Source organism: Psychrosphaera aquimarina, assembly GCF_032461525.1.
Classification (GTDB): Bacteria; Pseudomonadota; Gammaproteobacteria; order Enterobacterales; family Alteromonadaceae; genus Psychrosphaera; species Psychrosphaera aquimarina.
In genome coordinates this window covers 177,279-195,685 of sequence record NZ_JAWCUA010000007.1, presented here as the reverse complement: position 1 = coordinate 195,685, position 18,407 = coordinate 177,279, and the positions used below count along the sequence as shown (strand labels likewise).

The window sequence follows — 18,407 nt, the reverse complement described above, 5'->3', positions numbered from 1 at the left end:
AATCCAGTTTAGTTTAAGGCGAATCGTGTCTTTAAGAGGATTTTATTTATGAACATTCAAGCTAATAATTTATATTCAGAACTGCAAGCAATGGCGAATCAAGTTTCTGGTTCTGCTCCTGCTATACGTCCTAACATGGAAGTGAATCCTCAACAGGTTAACAACACATCCTCTTCAAATTTTGGCCAGTTATTAGAACAAGCCATAAACAACGTTAACGATATCCAAGCTAAGTCGGGTGAATTAAAAACCGCGTTAGAAATGGGCGATCGTTCAGTTACCCTAGCGGAAACGGTTATAGCATCAAATAAAGCCGGCATTGCTTTTGAAGCGACGGTTCAGGTTAGAAATAAATTAGTAGAAGCTTACAAACAAATAATGAGCATGCCAGTTTAATTGGTCATCGAATTAACAGTTTCAAATAAAGGTATCTAAAGTGGCTGACGAATCAACACAAATCACATCTCCAAATGACAACGACTTATCGTCGGATGTTGTTTCACTTTCCATGGATAACATGGACATGGTGGAAGAACAAAAGTCTGGGTTTATGAATGCAATTTCTAGCGCAGAAGTTATGCGTCAGGGCGCACTAGTCATTGCCCTTACTATTTGTTTAGCCATTGCTATTTTTATTATCATCTGGTCTCGTGAACCGGATATGCGCCCATTGGGTAAGTTTGAAACTGAACAGCTAATCGAAACCCTTGATTATTTAGACGGACAAAAAATTGAGTATGTTTTAGATCAAAATGTGATCATGGTTGATGGTGATGATTATCAAAACATCAAATTGTCGTTAGCTCGTGGCGGATTAACTAATAACCCTACTGAAGGTTCTGACATCTTAATGCAAGATTCCGGTTTTGGCGTAAGTCAACGTATGGAAACCGAACGTTTAAAACATGGCCGTGAACAACAATTAGCAAGAACCATTGAAGAATTAAATTCAGTCGCCCGTGCCAGAGTTTTATTGGCGATACCAAAAGAAAACATCTTTGCAAGACATTCTAAAAAACCATCAGCGACGGTAGTGATCACGCAAAAACAGGTCGTATGTTAGCGGAAGAAGAAATCGATTCTATTGTGGACATCGTGGCTTCTGCCGTTCAAGGTTTAGATCCAGCCAAAGTTACCGTGACCGACCAAAATGGCCGTTTGTTAAACTCTGGTTCTCAAAACTCATTATCTGCATTATCAAGAAAACAGTTTGATATTGAACGTAAACGTGAAGAAGAATACAAAAACAAATTAGACTCAATCTTGTCACCGGTTGTCGGTTTAGAAAATTACACGGCACAAGTGGACGTAACAATGGACTTCACGCAAGTTCAAGAAACGCAAAAAACCTATAACCCTGATCTACCAGCAATTCGTAGTGAATTATTAATTGAAGACAATACAACGGGGAACGGTGCGTTAGGAATTCCTGGGGCATTATCCAATCAACCACCATTAGAGTCTGACATTCCAGAAAATGCATCTAATGGTATGACGAGAAGCAGCAGTGGTCGTAGCCATAAAGAACAAACTCGTAACTATGAGTTAGATCAAACGATAAGCCATAAACAAAGTCAGACCGGAGTTGTACGTCGAGTCAGTGTTTCTGTTGCAGTCGACTATTTAACGACAACAGCAGAAGATGGAACAATTCAACGAGTGCCTCGTTCACAGCAAGCTTTAGTTAATATCCGTCGATTATTACAAGGTGGTATTGGCTTTGATATGAACCGCGGTGACATCTTGGAAGTCGTTACCATTCCATTTAATAAACCGGTTGATGTTGCTGATATCGAAATACCGTTATATGAACAAGAGTGGTTCCAACCGTTATTCAAACTATTAGTGGGCATGATTGTTATCATGACATTGATATTAGGACTTGTTCGTCCAATGTTAAGAAAACTAATTTACCCAGACGACTCAGATCAGTATGAAGAAGATTCGTTAGGTGGTGTAGACTTAGGTGATGCAACGTTAGACATGTTAACAACAGAATTTGATGAGGCTGATATCGGTTTCGCGGCAGACGGTTCGTTACAGTTACCAGATTTACATGGTGATGAAGACCTATTGAAAGCAGTACGAGCGTTAGTTGCAAATGAACCAGAGTTATCGTCTCAAGTAGTGAAAGGGTGGTTATTAGAAGATGAGTGATGCAGCAGCAATAGAAGAGCAAAAACCTAAGTTTGACGTAGACAAACTAGAAGGTGTTGAAAAAGCGGCGATATTACTATTAAGTTTATCGGAAGAAGATGCAGCTCAAATACTAAAACACCTTGAACCTAAACAAGTTCAGAAAGTAGGTATCGCGATGGCACAAGTTGATGACTTGAGCCAAGATAAGATATCTGCGGTTCATCGTACCTTTATCGAACAAATTCAAGATTACAGTACGATTGGTTTCCAATCTGAAGACTTTATCAAGAAAGCATTGACCGCAGCGTTAGGTGAAGAAAAAGCAGCAACATTATTAGATCAAATTATTTTAGGTGGCGGAGCTAAAGGCTTAGACTCATTAAAATGGATGGACTCTAAACAAGTTGCGAATATTATTCGAAATGAGCATCCACAGATACAAACCATTGTACTCGCTTATTTAGAACCGGATCAGTCGGCCGAAATTTTGGGGCAGTTCTCGGATAAAGTTCGAATAGACTTAACCATGCGCATCGCGAACTTAGAGGAAGTTCAGCCTGCTGCATTACAAGAATTGAACGAAATTATGGAGAAACAGTTTGCGGGTCAAGCTGGTGCTCAAGCAGCCAAAATGGGCGGCATGAAAGCCGCTGCAGAAATTATGAACTTCTTAGATACCAATATTGAAGGTCAGTTGATGGATGCGATGCGTGAACATGACGAAGAAATGGCACAACAAATCCAAGACTTAATGTTTGTATTTGATAACTTAATTGATGTAGAAGACCGCGGAATTCAAGCGATTTTACGTGAAGTACAGCAAGATTCATTAATGCGTGCGATTAAAGGTGCAGATGAAGCCCTTAAAGATAAAATCCTCAAGAATATGTCTAAACGTGCTGCCGATATGTTGGTTGATGATTTAGAAGCAATGCCGCCAATTCGAGTATCTGAAGTTGAAACCGCACAGAAAGAAATTTTGGCAATAGCGCGTAGATTAGCTGACGCAGGTGAAATTATGTTAGGCGGCGGCGGCGGTGACGACTTCTTATAATGAAGTCGTGATAACCCAATAAACCTCAATGGTTACCAACAAGAGATAACATAGTGATAGATAAATTAGGTAAAAAACCCCTAACACCAAACAGAGAATTACTTGATTTGCTGCAAGATTGGGTTGCACCAGATGTAACACAAAGTAAAAAATCTGAGTTTGTTGGTAAAACCAACTTTATGGGTACACCTTTAGAAGAGTTATACAGCAAAGCTTTATTACAAGAAGCGGTTGAAGAAGAAGAAGTTAAACCGTTAACGGCTGAAGAAATTGAGCAAATTCGTCAGGATGCTTACAACGAAGGTTTTGAACTTGGTAAAGAAGAAGGTTATCAAGTTGGTGAAGCTCAAGGGTTACAAGAAGGTCATGAACTAGGCGTTAAAAATGGTCATGAGCAAGGTTATTTGGCCGGTCTAGAGCAAGGCCAATTTGAAATAAATGAAAAAATTGCTCGATTAAAAGACTTAACTCATCAGCTTTATCATCCAATTGAAAAAGTAGATAAAACCGCGGAACAACAACTATTAAACTTAGCGGTTATGTTGGCTGAATCTGTGATACGTCAAGAAATCAAAACTAATAAAGACGTATTGTTGACGGTTCTGCATGAAGCAACATCATCGTTACCTTTTAATACCGACTTTGCCGAAATACATATACATCCAGACGATCTCAAATTGTTAACTGAAACGTATTCAGAAGAAGCGATTATTGAACAAAAATGGATCATTAAAGAAGAGCCAGGATATCAACAAGGCGATATCATCGTGATGACGCCAGACTCGTTAATCGACCGTAGTGTTAAACAACGCATAAAACAAAGTATTGGCCACTTTATTGAAAAAGCAGAATTAAACAAAGAGTTGAACGACTATTCACAACAAACAACCCGCCATATACCAAAAGAAGATTTGGAGAGTAATGCGGTCTCAGAAAGTCAACATCAGCCTGTTGATACCTCAAATATAGATGAACAGGTTCCCGCACACACAACTGAAAAAATTGAAGAAATGAACGCCGCTCAAACTGAAGAGCCAAGTTTAGAGCCAAATAATGGCTCAACGCTTAAGCCTGAAGGTAACGAAGGTTAAAATGATCAATATGATGACGTTAAGCCAAAAATTAAAAAAATATGAAGGCTGGATTGATGATGCCAAGCCGGAAGTATCAGGACGTTTAACCAAAGTTACAGGTTTAACTCTTGAAGCTGTTGGCTGTACGGCACCCTTAGGTGGCCATTGTCGAATTCAAACATTAAATGGTGAAGTTGACGCCGAAGTTGTTGGGTTTGAAAACGAAAAATTGTTTCTTATGCCAACGGATCAGATTGGCGGCATTATGCCTGGTGGCCGCGTCACCGTTTCTCATTCTAGTCATACTTTACCGTTATCTCTTAAGTTGTTAGGCCGGGTGATTGATCCTATGGGAGTCCCGTTAGACGGATTAGGTGCAATTGAAGCTGAGCCTAACGCGCAACAAACAAGTAAACCGTTAAACCCGTTGGCCAGACGTCCTGTAAAAACAGCTATAGATGTGGGTGTTAAAGCAATAAACGGCATTATTAGTGTTGGCCAAGGTCAAAGAATGGGGTTGTTTGCCGGTTCTGGTGTTGGTAAGTCCGTATTACTTGGCATGATGACCCGAGGTACGTCAGCGGACGTTATCGTGGTAGGACTGATTGGTGAACGTGGCCGAGAAGTAAAAGAATTTATTGATGATATTTTAGGTGAACAAGGCAGAGAAAAAGCTGTCGTAGTAGCTGCTCCAGCTGATATGTCACCCATTCGCAGGTTAAAAGGTTGTGAAACCGCCACACAAATAGCCGAGTACTTTAGAGATAAAGGGCTTAATGTCCTATTACTAATTGACTCCATTACACGTTATGCACAAGCACAGCGTGAGATTGCATTAGCGATTGGTGAGCCGCCAGCAACTAAAGGGTATCCGGCGTCGGTATTTGCTAAGTTACCTGCATTAGTAGAACGAGCTGGTAATGGAGGAGAAAATCAAGGTTCGATAACTGCGTTTTATACCGTGTTGTCTGAAGGTGATGATATGCAGGATCCTATTGCTGATGCATCAAGGGCTATTTTAGATGGACATATTGTATTGTCACGTGAGCTCGCTGACTCTGGTCATTATCCTGCCATTGATGTGGCTAAATCCATCAGCCGAGTTATGCCACAAGTGGTTAGCCATGAACATATGCAAATGGCACTTATTTTTAAGAAGTTATTATCTGCTTACGAACAAAATAAAGATTTAATATCAATTGGCGCGTACGCCCCAGGCAGTAACCCTGTGGTTGATAAAGCGATTCAAATGAAACCGGTTATTGATGCGTATTTACAACAAACGATGAAAGAAATTACCCCTTTTGATATGTCGCTTATGCAATTGCAGCAGTTGACTAGACAATTACAACAGTAAGTTTTAAGGGAGAACGGTCATGGCTAAAGTAAATAAACAGTTGGAACTGTTGTTAAGAATTGAGTCGGAAAAAGAACAACAATTTGCCACTGAGTTACAATCGGCTCAATCATTTTTACAAGCCGGTCAAACTAAATTAAAACAAGTACAAAGTTATAAGTTAGAGTACTTAAAGCGTATGCAAGCTATGGGTGACCAAGGTGTGTTAGGCGGCAATTATCAGCATTTTCAACGATTCATCGTACAATTGGAAGCCGGTATAAAAAAACAAATTGAAGTCACTGAAACCTCTAAACAAGTGTTACAACAGCGTAAAAGTGTCTGGTTAGAGCAAAGTAAAAAAGTGAAAGCAGTACAAACCTTAATAGATAAAAAACGTATTCAAATTCAGATGGTTATGGATAAAGAAGAACAATCCATATCAGATGAATTTGCCTCGCAAAAATTCATTCGAAATAAGATCGCAGCCGCTAATCAAGTTAGCTAATCCAATGTTGGAACAAAATTTGAATAACTATGCCATGTCATTGGTTAATACTAACCATTAAATCGTTATTCGAAACGTTCAAATACTAGGTTCGTCATTCGACGAAGGAGATACAATGCTACCAAATAAAATACTATCAAATCATAATGTTAGTGAACAAAAGCGTGGAGCTGTAGCAAATCAATCCAATCAAAATAGCTCAGATCGTAAATTCGAAGACGCCATGTATGAAAGTCGTCAACATCAGTTGAATACAGAACAACGACAAGAAGCGGCAAAAAATGATCATGTACGCCAACAGCAACGGCAGCAACAAGAGCAAACGCAAGCTAGAGTTGAAAACGAGCGTAATGCACAACAAGCAAAACAATCAAATAACGCAAAAACTGAAGAGGCTAATAATCAATCTAACAAACGGATGAACCCGCGCTCTGAGACGCAACATTCGCAAGATCGAAATCAAGGAGCTGACAAAGTTGAAGTGACAAAAGATGCCACTAACGATGTGGATGATTCAAAGCCAACAGACAAAAGTGAAACTGAAATAGCAGCAGACGCTAATGTCGCAGCACAAGGTGCGGTTCACACTAATAAGGTTGATGAGTCCAATATTGATCCTCAATCGAAGAATGCAACAACAGACGATAATACAAAATTTGACATGGACTTGAGTAACGAAGTCGATAGTGCATCTTGGTTAGATACCTTCATGAAAATTGTGGCTGATAATGAGAAGAAATCTGATCAGTCTTCAAGTTCACAAACGACAGATAATGAGAAGAAATCTGATCAGTCTTCAAGTTCACAAACGACAGATAATGATAAATACAGTAAATCAGTCGCGGCATCAGACGGTCAAACCCGAGAGTTACCGAGTGATGAATTAATCGATATGTTATTAGAGTCTGAACAATCAGCGGTTAAAAAACTATTTTCAGATTTTGCGAGTTTAACATCACAGCAGCAAGATGACAGTGAGATTCAGTTCTCTCAATTAACCAGTTTACTTGCGGATAAGGTTGCACAAGGAGGCGTGAGTAATGGCGCTGAAAATGTAACTGATGAAGGTGAAACTAAAAGCGCTGATCAAGATCAAATCATTTCAGATTTGTTAGCTCAAACACAAAAATATGTATCTCAAAATACTGATTCGAATCTTGATGGGAAAGATTCGTCATTAAACGCAGAAGCTCAAAGTGAAAAAAAGCTAAATCAAGATAATGCACAGGTCATTGCTAATTCGGCATTGCAGCAACAAATTCAACAAGCACAAAATGCAGATAATACTAAACAACCCAGTTTAGTTGAACAAACAACAAAACAGAGCAATGTATTAAGTTTTGTAAATCCTGCGTTGATGCAAATAAATAAACAACAAAATGCAACTGAAATTGAAAATGGTAAATTTTCGGCGCAATTCAGTGATGAATTAGACGAATTGATGAATACCGAAGTCAAGGTTTCTAATAAAAATGAAATGAGCACAGATGCTGAATTAAAATCCATCTTAGATATCCGTACGGCCAGTTTATTTGCTAATCAAATAGACAGTGGCAGCAAAGGAACCGATTCTTTTACTAAACCTGAATTGGTAGATGTTAATGGCGTTCAGTTAGATAAAACGCTTCAACTACCAAAGTTAGAACAACTTTCTCAAGCTAAGAACGAAACCTTGTTACGTGAAAATATTTTATTTAATAAACAAGAATTAGCGAATCATATGCAGCAACAAGTTGGTTTAATGCTGTCTAAGAATATGAAGTCCATTGATATCCGTTTAGATCCACCTGAATTAGGTGCGATGCAAATAAAATTAACGATGAATAATGATCAGGCGGCTGTCAGCTTTGTCGTATCTAATCAACAAGCCAAAGACGCACTAGATGCTAGTTTACCAAGGCTTCGAGAATTGCTTGAGCAGCAAGGCATGGATTTGGCTGAAAGTGACGTTCAGCATGGCAGTGCTCAAGGTGAGTCAACTACAGGGGATGACAATAATGGCGCAAACTCTGGAAACGGCATGTCTAATGACGATGCTCAGGATGATGCAAACTTACATGCCCAAGAACAACTAAATCGGGCAATAAAGTCACCTTGGAATGTTGATTATTACGCTTAAGGTGACAAGCATTGTCGTATAGTTGTGCGATTTAATAAATATAACCTAGAAATGACAGTTTATTAGGCTTAATTATTGCTTATTGTTGTAATGGCAAATACCATTGGATGATATGTAAATTAGGTAATATGGAGAGTTAGATGGCTGAAGAAAATGAAAATAATTTGACACTGGAAGAAGAAGCAAACAGTGGTAAGAAAAAGATGATGGTTATCATTATTGCCGCAGTAGTGGTCATATTATTAGCCGTTGTTGGATTTTTCATGTTTTCAGGTGGTGATGAAAGCCCAGAACAAGCTCCAGCTGCAGCAGCTGAAAGTTCACCAGTAGTTGAAGGTGCTGCACTTGGCAATGCGATGTACGTCACTATGCCTAGACCATTTACGTTTAATGTTCCTGGCACTACACGTGATCGACTAGTACAAATTAAAGTACAGTTAATGGTACGTGGTGATAATAATCATGAACTGGCAAAGCGCCATATCCCGTTAATTGAAGGGACGTTGTTAAAAGCATTTAGTACAGCAAATGCTGACGATTTAGCCACAACAGCAGGTAAAGATGCGATAAAAGCTAAAGCGGTTAAAGATGTGCAAAAAGCGGTATTTGACGTAGCTGGCTCGAAAATTGTAGAGGAAGTATTGTTTACTGGTTTTGTAATGCAGTAACAATATAACTAAGAGAGTAATATGACTGATCTTCTGTCTCAAGACGAAATTGATGCGCTACTTCATGGTGTAGATGATGTAGAAGAGGAAGAAATTGATGAATCTGACGGTGGCGGTAAATCCGGCACATTAGATTACGATTTCTCTTCACAAGATCGTATCGTTCGTGGACGCATGCCTACACTTGAACTTGTAAACGAGCGTTTTGCTCGTCATATGAGGATCAGTTTATTTAATATGATGCGTCGTACAGCCGAGGTTTCAATTAACGGCGTACAAATGATCAAATTTGGTGAATATATTCACACCTTATTTGTTCCAACTAGTTTAAACATGGTTCGATTCCGTCCGTTAAAAGGGACAGGCTTGATTACGATGGAAGCTAGGTTAGTGTTTATCTTAGTGGATAACTTTTTTGGTGGTGACGGACGTTATCACGCAAAAATTGAAGGACGCGAATTTACACCAACGGAAAGACGTATCATTCAAATGCTATTGAAACTAATATTTGAAGATTACAAAGAGGCATGGTCGCCAGTAATGGACGTATCTTTTGAATATTTAGATTCAGAAGTAAACCCAGCAATGGCTAACATCGTATCGCCTACAGAAGTTATCGTTATTAGTTCATTCCATATTGAGCTAGATGGTGGTGGCGGTGATTTCCACGTTGCCTTGCCATATTCAATGTTAGAACCGATTCGTGAGTTGCTGGATGCGGGTGTACAAAGCGATAAAGAAGACACCGATTATCGCTGGAGTAAAGCACTGCGTGATGAAATTATGGATGTTTATGTTGATTTAAGTACCCAGTTATTAGAAATGGAGATACCGTTAAGTCAAATTTTAGAGCTAAAAGACGGCGATATCATTCCAATCGAAATGCCAGAACATATTACAGTTTATGTAGAAGATTTACCGACATATCGAGCTAAATTAGGCCGTTGTCGAGATAATGTAGCAATACAGATATCAGAAAAAATTAAACGTCCAGAATCAGCCAAGTCAGAAATGAATGTACTGACTAAAGGTGGTCGAAGACTGGATGATGACTCAGAACTTCTCGCGTTAGAAGACGATTTAGTATTATAAGGGGTAAATGGCCATGAGTGATGAACAAGATACTATGGACGAATGGGCCGCAGCATTAGCAGAAGCTGAAGGTGTTGAAGATACCGATGACGGTGCGGTTCCGGCTGAGTTTGATGAATTAAAAGATACAAGCGGTGGACTAAATGAAGATGAGTCTAGAAAACTAGAAACGATTTTAGATATCCCTGTTAATATTTCGATGGAAGTGGGTCGTAGTAAAATTAGTATTCGTAATTTACTTCAACTAAATCAAGGTTCTGTAGTAGAGTTAGATCGAGTTGCAGGTGAACCTCTTGATGTATTGGTTAATGGCACATTGATTGCGCACGGTGAAGTGGTTGTGGTTAATGATAAATTTGGTATTCGACTAACGGATGTAATAAGTCAAATTGAACGTATTAAAAAATTACGCTAGTAACTTTAAACGTTATTTATTGTTAGCATCATTAAGCTTAATCGCTAATGATGCTTTTTGCTTTTCAGAAAACCCCACAAAAGTGATTGATACAGGCTCAGGATTAAGACCTGAAACCGGCAGCGTGCTGTCGATGATAATGGCACTGTTGTTTGTACTTTTTGTTATTTTTGTTATTTCATGGCTAGCCAAAAAGTTTAATTTAACACCTGCCTCGTCAGAGCATTTCAAATTGATCAACAGCATGTCCTTGGGCGGGCGAGAGCGGATAGTCGTAATCGAAATTCAAGGTGAACAACATGCGATTGGTGTCACCAATCAAAGTGTTAACCACTTGTTTAAGTTAGCTGAAAATATAGAAAAACCCACTCAACAGTTGACAGATAACCATTTGATTAACAAGATAAACAAAATGTTTGGTTATCAAGCTCCGGAACAAAAGCTTAATAATCCACTTAGCTCTAAAGTGAAGGACCCAAAATAGTGAAATTTATCCTTATTGGCATAATGTTGCTTTTATCTATTTTTACGCCAGATGTTATGGCGGAAAGTGGCACTATTTCAGCATTAACAGTAACGGACAATCCAGACGGCTCAAAGGAATACAGCATTACATTACAAGTGTTAGCTATGATGACCGCCTTGAGCTTTATACCAGCGATTGTCATGTTAATGACGTCTTTTACCCGAATTATTGTTGTGTTAGCGATATTACGACAAGCGTTAGGGTTACAACAAACACCTAATAGCCAAATTTTAATTGGTATTTCATTGTTTTTAACTTTTTTTATCATGGCACCGGTATTTGATGAGATCCATCAAACTGCAGTAGAGCCTTATTTAAATGAAGAAATAACCTCAATTCAAGCTTACGATATTGGTAAAATTCCAATGCGTGAGTTTATGTTAGCGCAAACTCGTATCAGCGATTTACAAACCTTTGCCGAGATAGCGGGTTATACGGAGCTCAATGCTCCAGAAGACTTACCTATGTCAGTGATCATACCTTCTTTTGTTACCTCTGAATTAAAAACAGCATTCCAAATTGGTTTTATGTTTTTTATTCCTTTTTTGATCATAGATTTAGTTGTGGCTTCAGTTCTGATGGCGATGGGCATGATGATGTTGTCACCAATGATAGTGTCATTACCATTCAAACTGATGATGTTTGTTTTAGTTGACGGTTGGTCTTTGGTAATGAGTACTTTAGCTAAAAGTTTTGGGTTAGGGACTTAAACTATGAGTCCAGAGATCTTCGTTGATATCTTGCGTGATGCATTATGGCTGATCATTATACTGGTTGCGGCTATTGTTGTGCCCAGTCTGATTGTTGGTTTAGTTGTTGCGGTATTCCAAGCAGCTACGTCTATCAATGAACAAACGTTAAGTTTTCTACCGCGCCTTATTGTGACATTATTGGCAGTAATATTTGCAGGACACTGGATCACCGGGGTAATAATGGATTTTACTATCGAGTTGATCCAACGAATCCCTTCCGTGATTGGTTAATAAAGGCCACTGCTGATGGATGTCTTGCTGCAACAATTGATGCAATTTCAAGCCGACCTACTCCTACCTCTGACACGTATTTCAGCCATGATGATGGTTATGGTTGGTGTTGGTGTTAAAACCATACCAGGACCGATTAAAACCGCGTATGCCGTTGCCATTACTATTATGGTGATGCCAATGTTACCGCCATCCCCGTTTAGTAATTTATTTTCATTTGAAATGGTTATCCGTGTTGCCCAACAGATTATTATTGGCAGTGCCGTTGGATTCATTTCCGTTATGTTTTTGCAAATATTTGTCATCGCTGGTCAAGCCATAGCCATGCAATCGGGTTTGGGTTTTGCCTCTATGGTTGACCCTGCTAATGGCATGAGTGTACCTGCGGTTGGTCAATTTTTCTTAATATTATCAACCTTGTTGTTTTGGACTATTGATGGTCATATCGCCATGATTCAATTAATAGTGCACAGTTTTCAAATTTTACCAATTGGCGAAGAGTGGCTAGCTACCGGAAGCTTTTATGATTTAGCGGTATTTGGTGGCTGGATGTTTGCTGCTGCGTTAATTTTGTCTATCGCGCCTCTTGTTGCTATGTTGGTGATTAACCTGAGTTTTGGCATCATGACGCGTGCGGCTCCACAGTTAAATATATTTTCTATTGGTTTTCCATTTACTATGATGTCTGGATTAATTGTTATGTGGATCACGTTGGAAAGTTTTGTCTTTCATTTTGAGAATAACTGGCAAATGTCACTCGAAATGATGTGTAAAATAATCGGTTGTTAACGGAGCAATAAATGGCAGATGATAGCGACGCAGAAAAAACCGAAGACCCCACTGCCAAGCGTCAAGAAGACGCCCGAAAAAAGGTCAAATCGCCCGTTCTAAAGAACTAGGAACAACCGGAGTCTTAGTCGCTGCGGCAGCCTCTCTGCTTATGTTTGGTGAAGGTTTAGCTATCGCACTAATGAATGTTATGAAGTCTCAGTTCACACTAGACCGAGATGATATGTATGACTCAACAAAAACGTTCAAAGCCATGGGCGAAATAATCTCCGAAATTTCTATGCCAATGTTTGCAATTTTTGCGTTCATATTATTGGCTGCATTTGTGGCCAATAGTTTATTGGGGGGATTAACTTTAGTTGGCAAGCCATGGCGCCAAAATTAAATAAAATGTCACCATCCAAGGGCTTTAAAAGGATGTTTGGTTCACAAGCATTAGTCGAATTAATTAAATCCATCTTAAAAGTGGCGGTGGTAGCTTTTGTTGGCATTATGTTAATCAAGATTTATATCCACGATATTCTGTACTTAAGTATTCAAGACTTACCGGGCAACACACATGAAGCTACATTATTATTAGCTTGGATTTTCATGGGATTATGTTGCTCTACTTTAGTCATTGCTATGGTTGATGTGCCATTTCAAATTTGGAATCACAACAAACAGTTAAAAATGAGTAAACAAGAAGTAAAAGATGAATATAAAAGTACCGAAGGTAACCCAGAAATAAAAGGCAGAATAAGACAAGCACAGCGTGAAATTTCACAACGTCGTATGATGAAAGAAGTACCCAATGCTGACGTGGTTGTAACCAACCCGACTCATTATTCTGTTGCTATCAAATACGATGTGAATAAGTCTATGGCGCCTTATGTGGTTGCAAAGGGTGCGGATTTAATGGCAATGCAAATAAGAAAAATAGCCAAAGAAAAAGAGGTGCCAATAGTTATTACACCTCTATTAACTCGTTCGATTTACTACACTACAGACTTAAATCAAGAGATCCCAGAACAACTGTTTGTAGCAGTGGCGCAAGTGTTAGCCTACGTTTATCAACTCGACTTATACAACAAAGGTAAAGGCAGTAAACCAAAAGACTTGTCTCGTAATTTACCAATACCTACAGAACTTAGACACTAATTTCACCAGTCAATTCCTTGACCAATAATATGGCCTGATCTTTGCTCCATAGCCTATTAGAAGGTAGTTATACGGTAGTTGAAATGGTACTCACAGCAAAATTAAATCAAGTTTTTCATAAAGATAACATGAAGTATATCAGTGGTTTAGGTGCACCAATTTTCATATTGGCGGCCTTGGCGATGGTTATTTTACCTTTACCCGCAATCATGCTCGATATTCTGTTTTCATTCAATATAGCCCTAGCGCTCGTTATTCTTTTGGTTACGGTTTACACTTTAAAACCTCTCGATTTTGGCGCATTTCCCTCTGTCCTATTAATAGCAACTGTATTGCGGCTGGCGCTTAACGTTGCCAGTACCCGAGTGGTTCTATTAGAAGGGCACAATGGTGGTGATGCTGCAGGACAAGTTATCGAAGCATTTGGTTCTGTGGTAATCGGTGGCAACTATGCCGTTGGTTTAGTGGTGTTTGCAATTTTAGTTATTATCAATTTTATGGTTGTTACTAAAGGGGCGGGACGTATCTCAGAAGTTACGGCTCGTTTTACCTTAGATGCGATGCCTGGTAAACAAATGGCGATAGATGCTGATTTGAATGCTGGTTTCTTAACACCAGAACAAGCAAAAGCTCGTCGTGAAGAAATAGGCAAAGAAGCTGATTTTTACGGTTCAATGGACGGTGCTTCCAAATTTGTAAAAGGTGACGCTGTCGCCGGTATTATTATCTTATTCATAAATATCATTGGTGGTTTATTCATTGGCATGATCCAACATGACTTGTTGTTTGGCGAAGCCGTAGAAATTTATACCATTTTAACCATTGGTGATGGCTTAGTTGCTCAAATCCCTGGTCTTTTATTATCAATTGGTACGGCCATTGTTGTAACAAGACAAAATACCGATGAAGAAATGGGCACTCAGTTTCATACTCAGTTAGGTGTTGAAAAAGTACTATATGTTGCTGGTGGCATTTTAACCATGATGGGTTTAGTACCAGGCATGCCGCATACAACGTTTTTGATTTTTGGCGGTTTACTGTTAGGTGGTGGATATTTGACAGCTAAGGCGACGGCGGACTTAGCACTTAAGAAAATAAAAGACCAAGAAGAAGATGCGGTTGATCCTAACGAAGCGACAGAGAATAAAGATGTAAGTTGGGATGATGTTTCACATGTAGATACGATTGGTCTTGAAGTGGGTTACCGGTTGATTCCACTTGTCGATAAAAGCCAAGGTGGTGAACTGTTATCTCGTGTTAAAGGCGTTAGACGTAAATTAAGCCAAGAGTTTGGTTTCTTAATCCCAGCTGTTCATATCAGAGACAACTTAGATTTGGACCCAAACACCTACCGTATTACGTTAATGGGCGTCACCATTGGTGAAGCTGAAATTAGACATGACCGAGATCTGGCGATTAACCCTGGTCAAGTATTTGGCAAAGTTGAAGGTATTGAAACTATCGATCCTGCATTTGGTTTAGAAGCCGTGTGGATTGACTCTAGTAATCGTGAGAAAGCACAATCTTTAGGTTACACAGTCGTTGACGCAGCAACGGTTGTAGCAACGCATATTAGTCAATTGTTAACCAACAATGCTTCACAATTAATTGGTCACGAAGAAACTCAAAACCTATTAGAGATGATCAGCAAAAATTACCCTAAATTGGTAGATGGCTTAGTACCAGAGATGCTGTCTTTGTCTGTGGTGACTAAAGTATTACAGAATCTATTAAATGAGGGCGTTCCAGTTCGTGACATGCGCTCAATATTACAAACCTTAGTAGAGTATGCACCTAAGAGCCAAGACTCTGATGTATTAACTGCAGCGTGTAGAATATCGTTACGTCGTTTTATTGTCCAAGATGCGACCGGTTCATCCACTGAAATTCCAGTAATTACATTAGTACCTGAGTTGGAACAGATGTTGCAACAGTCTATGCAGTCAGCTGGAAATGATGGTGCGGGCATTGAACCTGGGTTAGCAGAACGATTACAAACTTCGTTATCTGAAGCCCATAGAACTCAAGAGTTATCAGGCGAACCATCAATTTTACTAACGTCTGGGATGTTACGAAGCGTGTTATCTAGATTCATTAAACACAGCATCCCTGGCATGGTTATCTTGTCTTATCAAGAAATTCCAGAAGAGAAACAAATTAAAATAGTCAGTTCAGTTGGGTAATGCCATATTCTTGACGGAGATCGAAAGTGAAAATTAAACGTTATTATGCAAAAGATATGAGAACCGCTCTAAACCAAGTAAAGGAAGAGTTAGGTCCTGACGCTGTCATTATGTCGAATAAAAAGACGGCATCAGGCATAGAGATTGTGGCTGCCGTTGATAACGAATCAGTAGTCGAGAGTGCACAAGAAATCGCACAATCCATTACTCAAAAGCCAATGCAAGCTATGTCAGCATACAGTGGTATCGTTGAAGAATCTGAAGGCGAAAAAAGAATAGCTTCTTCGCTGGCTGAGTTGTTAAACAGACAAAGCCCAGCGCAAGATAAAAAAGTCTCAGCGCCTAATACGCCGTCTATAAAATCTACAGAATTAAGTAACCGTCAAAAATCCGAACGCGCAACACAAGTATTATCTCAACAAGCTGAATCTGAGTTTGAACAATGGTTGTCAAAGGCGAGAACCACAGTTGAAGAGACAAATAATCAGCAGTATTCAACAAAAGAAACTACCATTAACAACTCTGATCTGGATGATGAACATCAAGCAAGCGGTTTACATCAAGAGATGGTGGGTAATGTAGTTGATGCCGACTTTAACAGCGAGTTAGCATGCTTAAAGTCAGAAATGAGTTCAATAAAAGAATTATTGGAGCATCAAGTTTCAGAGTTAATGTGGCAAGATGTTGAAAGAAAATCACCGTTAAAAGCCATGTTAATCTCAAAATTAAAAGATATGGGGTTATCTAAAAAAGTTTCAGAACACTTAACTCATTTCTTATCAGATGATCTAGTTCAAGAAAATGCTTGGCAACATATGTTAACTTTGTTGACTGAGCAGTTAGATACGACAACCAATGAGATCATTACTCGTGGTGGTGTGTATTCACTTGTTGGCCCAACTGGAGTTGGCAAAACAACGACAATTGCTAAATTAGCTGCAAGGTATGCACAAATTCATGGTGCAGATAAAGTTGGCCTGATTACAACAGACAGCTTTAGAATTGGTGCGTTAGAGCAATTAGCAACGTATGCAAAAATATTAGGTTGCCCTTTAAAACAAGCAAAAAACACGGAAGAATTATCTGATGCTATCTATCAGTTACGCAACAAAAAATTAATATTGATTGATACCGCAGGTATGAGTCAAAGAGATTTGAAATTAACACAAAAGCTAAATCATTTATTAACCAAATCTAGAGTTAATATTAAGAATTATTTAGTTTTATCAGCAACGTCACAAATGAGCGTATTACAAGAAAGTGTTCAACATTTTAAAACAATACCACTTTCTGGCTGTATTTTTACTAAGATAGATGAGTCACTTAGTTTAGGTGAATTAATGAGTGTTGCGATACATAATCGGTTACCAATTGGTTATTTAACCAACGGTCAGAGAGTGCCAGAAGATATAAGAGTTGCAAATAGTGAAAAAATTGTGCACAAAGCTAATCAATTGTTTGAGTTAAAACAAAAAGTTAGAAAGAAACATAATAAGGTAGTGCCAAGAGCTGTTGGCATGTATGATTGATAAAACCTGTTCTGATCAGGCTAGTGGCTTGAGATATATGTCTTTGATGAAAAAAACAAAAGTAATAGCAGTAACTGGTGGTAAAGGTGGTGTTGGTAAAACGAGTGTTTCACTAAATACGGCCATTGCAATCGCCCAAACTGGTAAAAGTGTATTAGTACTAGATGCCGATTTAGGTCTTGCCAACTGTGATGTCATGTTGGGATTAAGAGTAGAAAAAACTTATCTCATGTGCTCTCGGGTGAAGCCGAACTAGACGATATTTTGGTTGAAGGTCCTCATGGGGTGAAAATTGTACCTGCCACTTCAGGTTCAATTGATATGGTTGAATTATCACCATCTCAACATGCCGGCTTGATACGCGCATTTAGTGAAATGAAAACGCCAGTCGATGTATTTATAGTAGATACGGCTGCGGGTATTTCAGATATGGTACTCTCATTCTCTCGTGCCTCACAAGAAGTATTAGTGGTCGTAACAGATGAACCAACGTCGATTACCGATGCATACGCACTAATGAAAATTCTTAATAGAGATCATGGCGTTGCCAAATTTAAAGTCATTGCCAACATGGTAAGGACCTTAAAAGAAGGGCAAAACCTATTTAAAAAGTTAACCTTAGTCACAGATAGGTTTTTAGATGTTAATTTAGAGTTAACCGCTATTATCCCATTTGATGAAAATTTAAGAAAAGCAGTACGTCGTCAAAGAGCCATCGTTGATGCTTTCCCTCGCTCTCCGTCTGCCATAGCATTTAAAACTTTAGCGACAAAAATAGATCATTGGCCTGTGCCTACCCACGCATCAGGTAACTTAGAGTTCTTTTTAGAACAATTGGTCAATTGAGAGGTAC

Annotated in this window: 15 protein-coding genes and 3 pseudogenes; all 18 read left to right on the top strand. The window is 39.0% G+C overall.

Annotated features, from left to right (window positions below):
- Positions 1–48 precede the first annotated feature (48 nt).
- Positions 49–396, top strand: a complete 348-nt coding sequence (gene fliE, locus RT723_RS07520) for a flagellar hook-basal body complex protein FliE (RefSeq protein ID WP_216054532.1) — start codon at positions 49–51, stop codon at positions 394–396.
- 112 nt (positions 397–508) lie between these two features.
- A pseudogene (gene fliF, locus RT723_RS07515) lies at positions 509–2,157 on the top strand (flagellar basal-body MS-ring/collar protein FliF).
- Positions 2,150–3,193, top strand: coding sequence for a flagellar motor switch protein FliG (gene fliG / locus RT723_RS07510; protein ID WP_315946521.1), 1,044 nt, complete (start codon positions 2,150–2,152; stop codon positions 3,191–3,193). The pseudogene fliF and the gene fliG overlap by 8 nt, the downstream one beginning before the upstream one ends.
- 53 nt (positions 3,194–3,246) lie before the next feature.
- Positions 3,247–4,284, top strand: coding sequence for a flagellar assembly protein FliH (locus RT723_RS07505; RefSeq protein ID WP_315946520.1), 1,038 nt, complete (start codon positions 3,247–3,249; stop codon positions 4,282–4,284).
- A gap of 1 nt (position 4,285) precedes the next feature.
- Positions 4,286–5,623: a flagellar protein export ATPase FliI gene (gene fliI, locus RT723_RS07500; RefSeq protein ID WP_371819962.1), complete on the top strand. Its 1,338-nt coding sequence runs from the start codon at positions 4,286–4,288 to the stop codon at positions 5,621–5,623.
- A gap of 19 nt (positions 5,624–5,642) precedes the next feature.
- Complete coding sequence (gene fliJ / locus RT723_RS07495; RefSeq protein WP_315946519.1) at positions 5,643–6,110, top strand: flagellar export protein FliJ; 468 nt, start codon at positions 5,643–5,645, stop codon at positions 6,108–6,110.
- Between the two features lie 115 nt (positions 6,111–6,225).
- Positions 6,226–8,229, top strand: coding sequence for a flagellar hook-length control protein FliK (locus tag RT723_RS07490; RefSeq protein ID WP_315946518.1), 2,004 nt, complete (start codon positions 6,226–6,228; stop codon positions 8,227–8,229).
- Between the two features lie 140 nt (positions 8,230–8,369).
- On the top strand, positions 8,370–8,897 hold the full coding sequence (fliL, locus tag RT723_RS07485) for a flagellar basal body-associated protein FliL (protein WP_315946517.1): 528 nt from the start codon (positions 8,370–8,372) through the stop codon (positions 8,895–8,897).
- A 21-nt stretch (positions 8,898–8,918) separates the two neighbouring features.
- Entirely contained in the window at positions 8,919–9,989 is a 1,071-nt protein-coding gene (gene fliM, locus RT723_RS07480; RefSeq protein ID WP_315946516.1) for a flagellar motor switch protein FliM, read from the top strand.
- A 13-nt stretch (positions 9,990–10,002) separates the two neighbouring features.
- Positions 10,003–10,404 carry a flagellar motor switch protein FliN gene (fliN, locus tag RT723_RS07475; protein ID WP_216054525.1) on the top strand — a complete coding sequence of 134 codons (402 nt, stop codon included), beginning with the start codon at positions 10,003–10,005 and terminating at the stop codon, positions 10,402–10,404.
- Positions 10,379–10,888 carry a flagellar biosynthetic protein FliO gene (gene fliO / locus RT723_RS07470; RefSeq protein ID WP_315946515.1) on the top strand — a complete coding sequence of 170 codons (510 nt, stop codon included), beginning with the start codon at positions 10,379–10,381 and terminating at the stop codon, positions 10,886–10,888. Before fliN ends, fliO begins: the two co-directional genes overlap by 26 nt.
- The gene (gene fliP, locus RT723_RS07465; protein WP_216054575.1) at positions 10,885–11,640 is read left to right on the top strand and encodes a flagellar type III secretion system pore protein FliP; all 756 of its coding nucleotides are present in this window, start codon (positions 10,885–10,887) and stop codon (positions 11,638–11,640) included. Before fliO ends, fliP begins: the two co-directional genes overlap by 4 nt.
- Before the next feature lie 3 nt (positions 11,641–11,643).
- Positions 11,644–11,913: a flagellar biosynthesis protein FliQ gene (fliQ, locus tag RT723_RS07460; protein ID WP_216054523.1), complete on the top strand. Its 270-nt coding sequence runs from the start codon at positions 11,644–11,646 to the stop codon at positions 11,911–11,913.
- A gap of 15 nt (positions 11,914–11,928) precedes the next feature.
- Positions 11,929–12,702 carry a flagellar biosynthetic protein FliR gene (gene fliR, locus RT723_RS07455; RefSeq protein ID WP_315946514.1) on the top strand — a complete coding sequence of 258 codons (774 nt, stop codon included), beginning with the start codon at positions 11,929–11,931 and terminating at the stop codon, positions 12,700–12,702.
- Between the two features lie 88 nt (positions 12,703–12,790).
- Positions 12,791–13,842 (top strand): annotated as a pseudogene (gene flhB, locus RT723_RS07450) (flagellar biosynthesis protein FlhB).
- Between the two features lie 83 nt (positions 13,843–13,925).
- On the top strand, positions 13,926–16,025 hold the full coding sequence (gene flhA / locus RT723_RS07445) for a flagellar biosynthesis protein FlhA (protein ID WP_315947169.1): 2,100 nt from the start codon (positions 13,926–13,928) through the stop codon (positions 16,023–16,025).
- Between the two features lie 26 nt (positions 16,026–16,051).
- On the top strand, positions 16,052–17,554 hold the full coding sequence (flhF, locus tag RT723_RS07440) for a flagellar biosynthesis GTPase FlhF (protein ID WP_216054520.1): 1,503 nt from the start codon (positions 16,052–16,054) through the stop codon (positions 17,552–17,554).
- Positions 17,547–18,400, top strand: a pseudogene (locus RT723_RS07435) (MinD/ParA family protein). The gene flhF and the pseudogene RT723_RS07435 overlap by 8 nt, the downstream one beginning before the upstream one ends.
- The last annotated feature ends 7 nt before the right edge of the window (positions 18,401–18,407 follow it).

Excerpts from the sequence above, each read along its gene's own strand:
- fliE (WP_216054532.1), top strand. The coding sequence starts at position 49 with ATGAACATTCAAGCTAATAATTTATATTCAGAACTGCAAGCAATGGCG.
- fliG (WP_315946521.1), top strand. The coding sequence starts at position 2,150 with ATGAGTGATGCAGCAGCAATAGAAGAGCAAAAACCTAAGTTTGACGTA.
- fliI (WP_371819962.1), top strand. The coding sequence starts at position 4,286 with ATGATCAATATGATGACGTTAAGCCAAAAATTAAAAAAATATGAAGGC.
- fliJ (WP_315946519.1), top strand. The coding sequence starts at position 5,643 with ATGGCTAAAGTAAATAAACAGTTGGAACTGTTGTTAAGAATTGAGTCG.
- RT723_RS07490 (WP_315946518.1), top strand. The coding sequence starts at position 6,226 with ATGCTACCAAATAAAATACTATCAAATCATAATGTTAGTGAACAAAAG.
- fliL (WP_315946517.1), top strand. The coding sequence starts at position 8,370 with ATGGCTGAAGAAAATGAAAATAATTTGACACTGGAAGAAGAAGCAAAC.
- fliM (WP_315946516.1), top strand. The coding sequence starts at position 8,919 with ATGACTGATCTTCTGTCTCAAGACGAAATTGATGCGCTACTTCATGGT.
- fliN (WP_216054525.1), top strand. The coding sequence starts at position 10,003 with ATGAGTGATGAACAAGATACTATGGACGAATGGGCCGCAGCATTAGCA.
- fliQ (WP_216054523.1), top strand. The coding sequence starts at position 11,644 with ATGAGTCCAGAGATCTTCGTTGATATCTTGCGTGATGCATTATGGCTG.
- fliR (WP_315946514.1), top strand. The coding sequence starts at position 11,929 with ATGGATGTCTTGCTGCAACAATTGATGCAATTTCAAGCCGACCTACTC.
- flhA (WP_315947169.1), top strand. The coding sequence starts at position 13,926 with ATGGTACTCACAGCAAAATTAAATCAAGTTTTTCATAAAGATAACATG.